Annotated in this window: 12 protein-coding genes; 8 read left to right on the top strand and 4 right to left on the bottom strand. The window is 38.1% G+C overall.

What is annotated here, in order from left to right; genetic code table 11:
• Nucleotides 1–39 precede the first annotated feature (39 nt).
• Complete coding sequence (locus QOX35_RS04430) at nucleotides 40–693, bottom strand: OmpA family protein (RefSeq protein WP_283685933.1); 654 nt, start codon at nucleotides 691–693, stop codon at nucleotides 40–42.
• Nucleotides 694–923: 230 nt separating this feature from the next.
• Between QOX35_RS04430 and QOX35_RS04425 the strand changes: the two genes are divergently transcribed.
• From QOX35_RS04425 to QOX35_RS04390, 8 genes are all read left to right on the top strand, one after another.
• Nucleotides 924–2,384 (top strand): ATP-binding cassette domain-containing protein, encoded by a 1,461-nt coding sequence (locus QOX35_RS04425; protein ID WP_283685932.1) that lies wholly within the window; start codon nucleotides 924–926, stop codon nucleotides 2,382–2,384.
• A gap of 102 nt (nucleotides 2,385–2,486) precedes the next feature.
• On the top strand, nucleotides 2,487–3,038 hold the full coding sequence (locus tag QOX35_RS04420; RefSeq protein WP_252636998.1) for an IS1096 element passenger TnpR family protein: 552 nt from the start codon (nucleotides 2,487–2,489) through the stop codon (nucleotides 3,036–3,038).
• Nucleotides 3,038–3,946, top strand: coding sequence for a tRNA (adenosine(37)-N6)-dimethylallyltransferase MiaA (gene miaA, locus QOX35_RS04415; protein WP_283685931.1), 909 nt, complete (start codon nucleotides 3,038–3,040; stop codon nucleotides 3,944–3,946). Before QOX35_RS04420 ends, miaA begins: the two co-directional genes overlap by 1 nt.
• Nucleotides 3,947–4,016: 70 nt before the next feature.
• Nucleotides 4,017–4,514, top strand: coding sequence for a hypothetical protein (locus QOX35_RS04410; RefSeq protein WP_283685930.1), 498 nt, complete (start codon nucleotides 4,017–4,019; stop codon nucleotides 4,512–4,514).
• A 291-nt stretch (nucleotides 4,515–4,805) separates the two neighbouring features.
• The gene (locus tag QOX35_RS04405; protein WP_283685929.1) at nucleotides 4,806–5,777 is read left to right on the top strand and encodes a PorP/SprF family type IX secretion system membrane protein; all 972 of its coding nucleotides are present in this window, start codon (nucleotides 4,806–4,808) and stop codon (nucleotides 5,775–5,777) included.
• An 80-nt stretch (nucleotides 5,778–5,857) separates the two neighbouring features.
• Nucleotides 5,858–7,279, top strand: coding sequence for a T9SS ring complex lipoprotein PorK/GldK (gene porK / locus QOX35_RS04400; protein WP_283685928.1), 1,422 nt, complete (start codon nucleotides 5,858–5,860; stop codon nucleotides 7,277–7,279).
• A gap of 5 nt (nucleotides 7,280–7,284) precedes the next feature.
• A complete protein-coding gene (gene porN / locus QOX35_RS04395) occupies nucleotides 7,285–8,337 on the top strand; it encodes a type IX secretion system ring subunit PorN/GldN (RefSeq protein WP_283685927.1) in 1,053 nt (350 codons plus the stop codon).
• 319 nt (nucleotides 8,338–8,656) lie between these two features.
• Nucleotides 8,657–9,013, top strand: coding sequence for a hypothetical protein (locus QOX35_RS04390; protein ID WP_135104876.1), 357 nt, complete (start codon nucleotides 8,657–8,659; stop codon nucleotides 9,011–9,013).
• Between the two features lie 32 nt (nucleotides 9,014–9,045).
• On the opposite strand, the gene QOX35_RS04385 is transcribed toward QOX35_RS04390, so the two are convergent.
• Genes QOX35_RS04385 through porE form a run of 3 tightly spaced genes read right to left on the bottom strand, consistent with a single transcriptional unit; the run spans nucleotide 9,046 to nucleotide 13,012 of the window.
• Nucleotides 9,046–10,116, bottom strand: a complete 1,071-nt coding sequence (locus QOX35_RS04385) for a hypothetical protein (protein ID WP_283685926.1) — start codon at nucleotides 10,114–10,116, stop codon at nucleotides 9,046–9,048.
• Nucleotides 10,117–10,131: 15 nt separating this feature from the next.
• Nucleotides 10,132–11,028 (bottom strand): type IX secretion system protein PorD, encoded by an 897-nt coding sequence (gene porD, locus QOX35_RS04380; RefSeq protein ID WP_283685925.1) that lies wholly within the window; start codon nucleotides 11,026–11,028, stop codon nucleotides 10,132–10,134.
• A gap of 1 nt (nucleotide 11,029) precedes the next feature.
• The gene (porE, locus tag QOX35_RS04375; RefSeq protein WP_283685924.1) at nucleotides 11,030–13,012 is read right to left on the bottom strand and encodes a PorE family type IX secretion system protein; all 1,983 of its coding nucleotides are present in this window, start codon (nucleotides 13,010–13,012) and stop codon (nucleotides 11,030–11,032) included.
• Between the last annotated feature and the right edge of the window lie 53 nt (nucleotides 13,013–13,065).

Below are 13,065 nucleotides of genomic sequence, written 5' to 3'. Positions count from 1 at the left end.
AACTAAGTTTTCGCTTATTTTTCATGTTTTATATTTTATCTACGGATTTATCAAGAATAACACAGCACGGTTTTTATCGTTTTCGAGTTCGAACGGCTGCAATCCATCACCTTTCCAGTTCACTGATATTCTATTTTTGGCAATACCATATTTTGTTTCCAAAGCTTTTGCCACTTCATTAGAACGTTGTTCCGATAGCTTCATATTTATTTTAGCAGTACCTGTTTTCATATCTGCATATCCTGTTACGACAACAGTCGAACCGGGATGCTCGTTCAAATAATTCACAGCCAACTCAATTTTAGACCATTCGGATGCATCTATCACATATTTATTTATACGGAAAAAGACAGGGTTAGGCAAAAAGAAAGGATCTTTTTTCACAGGTGCTACAACCGGGTCGGGATTTTTGATAGGTCTGGTCTCCGCCTCTATCGGAGGAGCATCTTTTACTGGCGCACACAGTGATGGTATACTGTCCGGACAACCAAAATACTTTCTCCTATTGGTAGCAGCATTTGACAATACTACAGTTTGTCCCGGAGTATCTCCCCTCAATATTGTTACACGATCATCACTGATTAATTGCACAGCCGGATCATTCGACGTAGATGTGTTAGTTGCATTTTGAGCTTTTACGGGAAATACAAATAGCCCTAAAAGCATAAATGACAGTAGAAGTCTTAGTTTCATAATGATATACTTGGTGTTAAGGTAAATACCTATTTTGTTTGTATCAATTGACAAATTTAATATATTTCTTATATTATAGGAAATATTTTAAGAAAAGATTTATGAAATGTAAAAAATGAGATAAATTCCCTCTCTTTTTTGAATAAAATGCTTGATATTAATTCTTTATTCCGGAATACTGCAAGCACCGACATACGACTTTCATTATCTTTGTAACTTAGTTCTTACTTATGGATAAAAAGATTATAATTGAAATAAAAGGAGCAACTCCTCGCATTGATAGTTTAAGATTTAATCATCCCGTAAACTGGATGATTAAAGAAAACGGACACTGGGCGGTTATTGGTCCAAATGGCGGAGGTAAAACGCTCTTGGTAGATATATTATTGGGTAAATATGCACTTAAAGAGGGTGAACTTATTTGTGCTGATGAATCAGGGGCAAATCTATCTGTATCATCTGTTGTAAAAAGTGTTGCTTTCAGGGATATATATAGCATTATTGATACACAGAATAGCTACTACCAACAACGGTGGAATAAGGGAGATGAGCAAGAAGTACCTCTAACAAAAGATTTGGTACAGAATGCCGATCAAATATGGTTGAATACATTGGTAGAGTGGTTCAGAATAGAAGATCTGATGAATAAAGAGGTTAATCTTCTATCGAGTGGTGAGCTTCGCAAATTTTTGATTGTGCGCTCTCTTTTATCGAGACCTCGCATCTTGATACTCGACAACCCGTTTATCGGACTCGATACGTCATCCCGAAAAGTTTTGAATGACCTGCTCACCCGTTTATCCGAACTCGATAATCTACAGATTGTATTGATCTTATCCAACCCTAACGATATACCGGATATGGTTACCCATATTCTGCCGATTAAAGACAAACAGATACATCAACCGATGTCTCGCATGGCTTTTGAGGAAGATAAGGAGTTTGTAACTTCATTATTCCCCTCTGTCGGTATCGAAGGACTTGAGACACTTAAGCAAACATCTAACGATGAAGAGACCAAGACTTATGAGAATGCCGCTATTCTAAAAAACATTCATATCCGATACGGACAACGAACAATATTAAAAGATCTGGATTGGGAAATCAAACGAGGTGAAAAATGGGCTCTGCTTGGAGCCAATGGGGCGGGCAAATCAACCCTATTGAGCTTGATATGCGGTGATAATCCGCAAGCCTATGCAAATGACATAACGTTATTTGACCGTAAAAGGGGCACAGGTGAAAGCATCTGGGATATAAAAAAGCGGATTGGATACATATCTCCCGAGATGCATCTTTACTATCTAAAGAATGTGAGATGTCTCGATGTTGTTGGATCAGGCTTTTTCGACACTATCGGTTTATACAGAAAGTGCGACACAGAACAAGAGGTCGTGGCTCTAGAATGGATGAAGCTTTTCAGAGTGGAACATCTCAAAGATGTATCTTTTCTGAACGTGTCTTCGGGAGAGCAACGCCTTATATTGTTAGCCCGGGTGTTCGTAAAAAATCCCGATCTCCTTATACTCGACGAACCGCTTCATGGACTGGATATTATTAATAAAAGAAGAGTAAAAGAAATCCTTGAAAGGTATTGTGATTCAAACAAGTCGCTAATCTATGTCACTCATTATGAAAACGAAATTCCGAGGATAGTGGACAAGCGGAAAGTTTTGATAAAAAATGAATGAAAGTTATAAAGTAATTCTACTTTCCTATCCCTGCATTTATTTTGCAGAAATGTTGTAAAAAATTATTATTTTTGAAGCAGAAATAAATAAGCATAAATTAAAATGATATTCCGTTTTTTACTTTTATCAGATGAAGTTGAAGACTTCAAGCGTGAGATTCAAATAGATGCAGATAATACTTTTCTTGATCTGCATCAGGCAATTATTAAGTCGGTAGATTATAAAGACGGTGAGATGACTTCATTCTTTATCTGCTCTGACGACTGGGAAAAAGAACAAGAAATCACCCTTGTGGAAATGGATACAAGTTCGGACGAAGATTCGTATACAATGGAAGAATCTATCCTGAACGATTTTCTGGAAGATGAAAGACAAAAATTGATGTACGTATTTGATTATATGACAGAGCGTGCATTCTTTATGGAACTACGAGAAATCATTACAGGAAAAAACCTCGAACAAGCCGTATGCACTAAATCTACAGGAAACCCTCCTACTCAGTTTGTTGACTTCGAAACAATTGCAGCAAGTTCTACATCGTTGGATACGGGTGAGACTTTCTATGGCGACGAAGGATACGACATGGACGAACTGGATGCCGAAGGCTTTGACGGATTAGACGATGTTCAGTTGCCTAGCGACGAAGAATATTAATGAAACGCCTGATAGTACTGCTTGGCCCCACAGGAGTGGGGAAAACAGCACTAAGTCTCAACTTGGCTGAGCACTATCAGTCGCCTATCATATCAGCCGATTCCCGACAATTTTTCAAAGGACTTGAAGTCGGCACAGCTGCGCCGACTACAGCTCAAAAAGAACGTGTTCTACATCACCTTGTTGGTATGCTTGATGTTACCGACTACTATAGTGCCAGCGAATTTGAGCGTGATGCCCTGAATATAATAGAAGATCTTCATAAATCGCACGATGTACTTATAGCCACTGGTGGTTCTATGATGTATATCGATGCTCTCTGCAATGGCATCGACGATGTACCCACAATAGACGAGAGCCTCCGCAAAGAAGTCTATGAATTGTACGAACGAGAAGGACTGGAACCGATACGGGCACAACTGAAAACACTAGACCCTAATTTTTATAATGAAGTAGACCTAAAGAATTATAAGCGTGTGATTCACGCTTTGGAAGTTTGCCTGATGACGGGCAAGCCTTATTCATCATTCAGAACACAAACAAAAAAAGAACGTCCATTCGAAATTATAAAAATAGGATTGACACGCGACAGAGCCGAATTGTACGAAAGGATAAACAATCGTGTAGATGAAATGATTTCTTCGGGGCTACTAGAAGAAGTCGAACGTTTTTATCCACAACGACACCTCAATGCATTAAATACGGTCGGATATAAAGAGTTGTTCAAATATCTGGATGGCGAATGGTCTCTTGATTTTGCTATCGAAAAGATAAAACAAAGCACACGCATTTATTCTCGCAAACAAATCACATGGTTCAAGAGAGATAAAGAAATTCACTGGATCAACTTATCTGAAACAAGTGAAGATGATGCGTTAAAAAAAATAATATCCATTAGCGGATATTAACAAAAGGGGTGCTTTTATTGTTTAATTAAAATAGAATTTGTATTTTTAACAATCATAAAAAAACTATTATATGAGAACAAGGCTATACAAGTATTTAGTTATCTCTCTTTTGACAGTATTTGGCATTACCGGATTAACGGGTTGTGGAGACGATATTACCGAACAATATTATGTAGGTTCGGAAGTTAAAACAAGAGACTTTAAGGTAGAAAAAAATCAATGGGGATGGAATGACGTTTACAATCGCTATGAAGCAACTATAAGCGTAAAAGAGATAGATGAGAGATTGTATGAATTTGGCACAATTGCTGCAACTGTCTTTGTAAATGAAGAAGCTCCGGATGGGAGTATCTATGAAGTACAAAAAAACTTACCTTTCGTACAAGCATATAAAGACTTAGCTACTCCGTATACCGAGTATATAGGTTTCGACATATTCTATGGAAACGGAACTAATCCTTCTGTTACCTTTTATATTCAAACATCAGATGGTTCTCCTGATACTCCTGTTCTACCCAATACTTACAACTTCAAGCTTGCTTTGATATGGGATAGTGAAACAAAATAAATACGTTTAAGATATATATAAAACAGGCATAATCAACCCATGCCTGTTTTTTTATACCTTTATGAAAAAAATATCTATTAGTAGGGTATTCTTATTTTGGATCAAAATAAAGTAACAATAAAAACATACCGAAAAACTGTTACTTTTGTTACTTTTTGGAATTGAAATAATTTTTACCAAGTGAACATTTAAAATACAAATTATAGCTAAACACACAATTTACAAGGCTTTCGGCCGTTAATTAAAATAAAATGTACTTACTTTGCACTCCATTATCACTGACATTTGTGAATGAAACTTAACTATATAACATTATTCTTTCTGTTTTTCACTCTAGGTTCGGGTGTTGTATATGGTCAGTGGGATTCCCAGATCAGCCAATATTGGAATATGAAGAACTTTTATAATCCTGCGTTTGTTGGAGAAAGAAATGTTATAGAAAGCTCTTTGCTACATCGCCGTCAGTGGACAGGTATAGACAGAGCTCCGGTAACATCGTTGGTTTCATTGAATATGCCTATGAACTTTCTGGGCAAGGAGCATGGAGTGGGTGCGATGGTTATAACTGATAAATTCGGATTATTTACGAATACCTCCACTATGCTGCAATACGCTTATCGGTTTAAGTTTAAGAAAAACAGATACCTGAGAGTAGGTTTACAAGGGGGGATGATGAATATAGACTTCGACGCTTCCGGAATACAGAATATACCAAGCGGAGAAGAAGGAACAGGAAACGGATCTGAAGGAGAAACAGACCCTACAAACCCAACCACAGCTATAGGTGAAAAGAAGTTTGATATGGGTGTGGGTGTATCGTGGATCACTCCTACTTATTACTTGGGAGCTTCTATAACGCACCTGATGCAGCCCAAGTTTGATATAGATGAACAAACCACCTCTTTTATTTCTCGTATCTATTATCTGACAGGAGGATACAATATAAAGCTGGGAAATCCGTTGATAGAATTGCAACCATCTGCTCTCTTTAAATCTGATGCTGTCACCTATCAATTGGAAGTTACAGCTAAAGCCGAATATAAAAAGATGTTCAATGGAGGAATATCTTGGAGAAAAGGGGACGGTTTTGTATTTTTGCTTGGTGTGAAAATAAAAAATATAGATGCAGGCTATTCATACGACCTTTCAACATCAGAGATATCGAAGGTCAGTCATGGAAGCCATGAATTGTTTATACGCTATAGTATGCCGTTAGAGAAGCGAAAAGACAGGCATTCGGGCAAAAGTATAAGGATATTATAATTATAAAAAAGACGAGTATACAAACTTACAAGTAGAATAAATAAAAAAGTTGACTGACAGAATCAGATCATAAAAGAAATATGAAACATTTGTGTTTTGCAATTATAACTTCACTCATCCTGTTTACATCTTGTGGTAAATCGGTAGGATCAAGCATCGGCGGTGAAGTAGTTGGCGAAAAGGGATCGTCGTGGGCCGAACCTACACCTTACGGAATGGTATTGGTATCGAGAGGTTCTATAGAAATGGGACCGGCCGAGAACGATTCCCTATGGGATATAAAAGCCAATCCGAAAGGAGTTTCGGTAGATAATTTTTGGATGGACGAGACAGAAGTCACCAATTCCAAATATCGCCAATTTGTATATTGGGTACGCGATTCAATTATCCGTGAACGACTGGCCGACCCTGCCTACGGAGGAAACGAAGCATTCAAAATCACAGAAGACAGATACGGTGACCCAGTAAAACCTTACCTCGATTGGAGGAGACCGATACCAAAACGTCCCTTGGAAGAAGAGGAGCTGGCAATAAACAGTGTAACTTTTATACATCCCATAACAGGAGTTAGAGGATTAGACCCTCGTCAGATGAATTTCAAATATGAATGGTTCGATTATACCGAAGCAGCAAAACGTAGAAACCGTTTGATACCTCAGGAACGAACCCTCAATACAGATATTGCAATAGATGTCAATCAAGTAGTAATGATATCAAAAGATACTGCTTATATCAATGAAGAAGGACGTCCTGTAAACCAAACAATAGTTCGTCCTTTGAGCTCATTATTCGATTTTGTACATACCAAGATTGTAAACGTTTATCCCGATACTACTGTTTGGGTAAATGATTTCAACAATGCTTACAATGAGCCATATATGCGGATGTATTTTTCTCACTCGGGGTATAACGATTATCCGGTTGTAGGTGTAACTTGGGAACAAGCTACTGCTTTCTGTGAATGGAGAACCATGTTCTACAAAATGGGACAACCTAAAAATGGACGTCCGATCGAAAACTTCCGATTGCCCACAGAAGGAGAATGGGAGTTTGCCGCACGTAATGGTAAGACCGAAAATAAATATCCGTGGGATAAAGAAGGTACGATGGACGAGAAGGCTTGCTTTATGGCAAACTTCAAGCCCGGAGAAGGGAACTATACGAAAGACGGAAACCTTATCCCTGCTCGGGTAGCGTCTTATGTACCAAATCGTTTTGGTATATATGATTTAGCCGGTAACGTTTCCGAATGGACTTCTACGGCTTATACCGAATCGGGTACAGCAATGATGAATGATATGAATCCTCAATACAAATACGATGCTGCCAAAGAAGACCCATATGCTATAAAGAAGAAAGTAGTAAAAGGTGGATCATGGAAAGATATAGGGAGAAACATCAGAGGAGACATGCGCGAAGGTGAGTTCCAAAATCAGCCACGCTCGTATATCGGATTTAGATGTGTAAGAACTCAGGTAGGATTTGCAAAATCTAAGAAGTAAAGAAAATGAATAAGATATATAAAATATTGGCTGTCGTTATTTGCGGATTGAGCTTTATCTCTGTGTTGCATGCACAAGAACAACCCGAATCGCTTCGAGACAGAATAGCCAAAAGACAACAGCAACAACAGGGTAATACCCAGCAAAACAACAACGGGCCAAAAGTACCCCAATTGTCTGTGCGTGCAGAAATGATGAACGACACACAGACACAGGATTTATCGAATGCTACATGGATCAGAGAGGTGTATCGTTTTTTAGACCTTACAAAGGGAAAGAATGCTGCCCTGTATTATCCGGTACAGCCTATTGGCAATCAAATGAACTTCTATACAATGATCTTCAAGCTAATGGGCGATGGAAACCTTGTTGCTTATGATTGGAATAATGGCACTGACCTTTTTGTGGATAATCTGAAAATCAATTTTGGAGACGTACTCGAGAGATTAGAGATACCTTATCAAAAAAACGGTAATACCTATTCTTATGATGAGTTTAGCATTCCCAGCAACGAAGCTTTGGGATATTATATCAAAGAAGCTTGGTACTTCGATCAGTCTAATTCTGTGCTAGGCGTAAAAATAGTGGCTATTTGCCCGGTACTGTTTCGTCAGCAATACGTTGATGGTATAGACTTCGGAACATCTACAAATCAAGGCTTAAAAGAACCTCAGTTTTGGATACCATACGAAAACATACGCCCTTATGCCGCTCGTATGCCTATTATGGCTTCGGACAAGAACAACGTAATGAATAAAACCATTGACGATTACTTCCGTATGCGCTTGTATGAAGGAGAAATATACAAGACTACCAATATGGAAAATAAGTTCCTCAACCAGATATATACGACTCCAGAGACATTAAAAGAGGCTCAAAACAAAATAGAGGGCGAATTGAAGGAGTTTGATAAAGAACTATGGATAGTGAACGACTCGATCAATCAAATTCAAACAGGCAATACAAAAAACACAAAAAAGAGCAATTATAAAACACCGAAAACAAAGAAAGCTAAAAGTACCTCTGCTATCTCGTATTCGGCCAGAGACAGACGATAAATAAATAAACTGATATATCTTAAGGGAGAGGTTGTTTGGCAAAAGCAACCTCTTTTTTATTTAAGTTTGCCATATCTATATATCAAAAAGAACACTTATAGGTTTTATATATATCACATTGAACATTAATATGACATTTTTGTGTTAAAATATTTTACTTTTCAATAAATACATTTTATCTTTGCAAAGAGTTTTAGGTTATTACTATACAAGATAATTAAACAGAGAGTACCATGATAAATAACAGGTACTCTCTGTCTTTTTTTGTCTTATAGGTTTAGGTTATTAAAGTAAAGATTGTTTATTTAAAAAATTGGTTATGAAAAGGTTATTAATTTTAGTTGTAGCTGTGCTTGGATTAGGTGCCAGCTCTTACGCGCAAAACGATTATGATGTTCTTTGGGTATTGAACAACAAATCAACATTCGAAACTGTTGCAGAATATGTTAATGCAACTTCCAATCAGAAAGAATATATGAGAGCTATCTTCTATGATTCTACTGAAAAACTAAAAAGCGCACTGATCGACAATGATAAAGAAGCAGCAGAAAAAGCGCTATTCTTTAACTTGGCTAATGTAAGATCAGTTTTGTCTGAAAAACAGTATAGAAAGTATTTGACAATATTAAATACTACTATCAACGATCAGCAAGGCAAGTACATGGCTAGCAAATGAGAAAAACAAGATTGAAGATAGAAGGATGTTTCTTAAATAGAGACATCCTTTTTTATTTTATCCTTCTTCATCTTATCAATCATCCAAATCAGTAGCAAATAGATTGGCATAACAACAGGATATAGCAAAAAGATAAGGAATACATACCCATGCCTTCCCGAAGCATATTCTCCTATCACCACATCTATTAAAGAATATGACCACACATATAAACACAAATAAAGAATAGGTGCTAAAATACCTCCAACTATTACGACAGGGGAAAAACGTTTCGTCGGCTTCCTGATCCGATATCTCAGTGTAAGATAAACATGTACAACACCGAGTACTAGAATAAAAGCAAGCACTAACCAATGCCCAATTGCCACAAAGATATTAGCAAACCATCCTACTTGAGGTGTGTAAGTTATAACAAATTCATCTGATGGTATGTCCGAAAAATGCAAGTGTGTTACAGCATCGGTAAGACTCGTTTTTTCAGCAGGCAAATTCGTTTCGAATGTGCCGTCCAGTCCTGTTATATCTATCTCAATATCCAGTCCTCCGAATGTACGCCAAAAACGAGCCGGCGCAAGATTGTACCTCAAAGTAAACTCTCTGACAGGATTACCTACATACACATTCGCACGCACTGTATACTCCACCCTGATAGCATGCTCTCCCTCTGAAAGATCAACTTCAAAATATTTCAGTCCGATCAAATTCGGAACATTCTCCTGCGAGTACAAGAGATGATTATCCAAAGAATCTATCCACGAAAGAGCCGCCTTATCTTCGTATGAAGAAGGTATCTTTGATATCGCAACTTCTTTATCATCTACCCATACACGAAAGCCATCACCTTCCGACACATCAGTCATTGTATCAAACACAAGAGGAATCTGCTTCCCTACTCTATCTAGTTTAACCGTATAGATTACCGTATACTTAGCTGTATAAAAATCAATAATACGAACATGTAAAGACTCATGCAGAATATCTATATCCTTGCTCGAATAAGCTTCACTCATCGGATTGCCACCTATCCACGGAGAGGCCATATTAGCCGAAGCGGATACGCAAGCAATTATAAAAGAGAATAGTAAGATATATATTTTTAGCATAGTTTTGTAAAACATTTATTTTAGGTTATTTATAAGATAACCCTTCGTAGGAAATATCTGGTTTATCTGCTTTTTTACAGCTTGCTTCTCTTCGGCTGTAGCCTGAGAACAGATACGGACTATTTCATCCAGTTTGGTTTCTCCGATAATTAATAACAATGGAGAAGAAGGACGTGAATCATACAATTTCTGCAAGTCTGCCATTGCTTCTATAATACGTATTCTTCCACGTGAAGCATTGGCTGCCATTTCGTCCAACCCATTGCGATGATAATTGTACCAGAAAGAATGAAAGGCTTTAGAGCTCTCATCGGTAAGAGCTACAGCAAGATCATACCTGTTGTCATTTTTGCCGGAGAAAGGCTCCCACCCTTTTGTGTTCAATGATTGAGCCATATTAGCTATTTCCATCGCCCTTGCAAAATACGGAGCACCACCATTTAAGGAAAAGGAATCAAAATCAAGCCCTATCACAACATAGGCATAAAAGGATATTACTGCCACCAAATTATTAGAAAGTGTAATATTACTCAAGTCGAGAGATTCCCCCGGTGTATAATTAAACTCAAACTTAGTATCTCTATAGTTGATCAGAGTAGTTATATATGTCGAATTATATACAGGACGGCGTGAAGTAACCTGCATTTCTGCAACAAAACTATTATCCGAAGTCATTTCACTTATCGAAATATTCACAGAGCAATCAATACGCTCATTTCTGTTGAACGAGGTATTTGTCCATACCTGATCATTCAACAACTGATTGAGTGAGCTCTCCATTGCCGAAAACAGGTTTTGGTTTGCCGCAGGAACTTTACTGCTGTTTATAGTGAGCTTTGCATTCAACTCCTGTGCCTCTATGGCAGTAAAAGAGATTATTGCAGATATTATAAATAAAGTCAGTCTTAACATACTACTCAAGATTATATGTAATACTTAATACCTTAAACTCTGTCCGGCGGTTTACCTGATCAGCCATTTCCTGTTGCTCTGGTGTGAGCCCTTCAATAAACTCCTCATTCAGTATATCACCTTCTTTCAAAAAGTCATACCTCTTTACGATAGCTTTGGTAACCGTCTTGGGCTCACTTTTGCCTTTGCCCACAGCCGTCAATCGATCTTTAGATATTCCTCCCGCTATCAGGTAATTGACCACTGATTCAGCCCTGCGTTGCGAGAGTTTGATATTATATTCGTCCGACCCTTTTCTGTCGGCATGAGCCGAAAGTTCGATTGTCACATTCGGATTGGTATTAAGCAAGTCGATTAAACCGTCCAATTCTTTTTTTGATTCGGGAAGCAAGGTTGCTTTGTCGAACTCATAGAATATATTTTCCAATACCACCGGCTTATTGATCGGGGTAAGAATAAAATCTAACAGATAGGTCGAATCCTTCTCCATCGTTATAGTTTTGAGAGACATACGTGTATTCAGATGGTCTTTGGCACTTGCCAGAAACACATAGTCTACCCCTTGCTTTACGTCCATTTTGTAAGTCCCGTCGTTCTTTCCGGGAAACCTCATATTCGTTCCATCACGTCCTACCACACGTATAGTGGCATTGGTTACAAACTCATCGTCTGTATCCACAATATATCCTTCAGCTACAGTTGTAATTACCGGATATGCAAAAGAATATATATGATCAAATCCTTTGCCGTCACCACGGTTGGAGCTAAAGAATCCACTTTCTTTGTTTCCTTCGAACGTTATACCAAAATCATCTGCCTGAGAGTTTATAGGGAACTTCATATTCTCTACCTTCCAGCCTTTAGACTTTTTATTATATTCAGCCTTATATATATCCAGACCACCCATCCCTACATGTCCGTCCGAAGAAAAATAGAGGGTAGAGTCGTTTCGCATATATGGAAACATTTCGTCTCCTGCCGTATTGATATCGGGCCCTAAGTTCTCAACAAATTCGACCAGATCGCCAACCATACTTGCCCGCCAAATATCTTTACCGCCATAGCCTCCAGGCATGTCGGACACAAAATAAATATAGTCACCCGAGGGAGTTATCGCCGGATGGGCATAAACACTGGTTGTATCACGCTTGTTTATTTCTATTTTCGTACCCTTTCCCCATGACCCCGACGAACGGTATGAGACATATATAGATGGAAAGGAAGTATTTACCGAATCGAGTTTTGTTTGTGTAAAATACATTGCCGAGCCTGTAGCCGAAAATGATGTTGTGCCTTCGTCTGATGATGTATTTATCGGTGAATCCAAGTGTTCAGGTTTCATCCAGTTTCCACTCTCGTCTTTACGAGACATGAATATATCATTGAGCTTAGATCCTGTAATATTGCTTATCGTATCTCCTATAACACCTTCTCGGTTAGATGTAAAGTACAACTGATCGTAATCGGGAGGAAGCAACATCGGACTAAACTCTCCTCGATTGGAATTAAACAAATCCATCCTCTTCACTGTATATAATGTCGGATTAGCTTTCCACTCTGGAGCTACCTTTGTACCTTCCAGCCCGTTAAGAGCAAATTTATTATCAGGGAAAAGCTTTAAGAAATCAGCGTAGTAACGAGCAGCTTGCTTATAATCTCCCACCTTCTGCAACGATCTCGCATATTGCAGATTCAAAGTACTGTCGTTCACCTTATATCTAACAGCATTCGCATACGCCGCATTCGCTCGTAGAGGGTTGTTTATCAACCTGTAACTCTCCGCCATACGCAAAGCGACTTCCCCTCTCAACTCTCTCTTCTTTATAGGGATACTGCGGTATATCTTGCGATACATATCTGCCGCAACAAAGTATTCACCTTGTGCAAACTTACGGTCTGCATCTTCCAGTTTTACTTGTTTACAAGAATATGCAGACAATAAAAGAATAAGGATACTAAATATGTAAGATATAGATCTTTTCAAGCTTTTTTCAGGTTATTACAATAAGTTGTTACAGTTTACAAATATAACTCATT

It is taken from the genome of Dysgonomonas sp. Marseille-Q5470, assembly GCF_951230145.1.
GTDB lineage: Bacteria > Bacteroidota > Bacteroidia > Bacteroidales > Dysgonomonadaceae > Dysgonomonas.
This window is presented reverse-complemented; position numbering and strand designations above follow the sequence as displayed.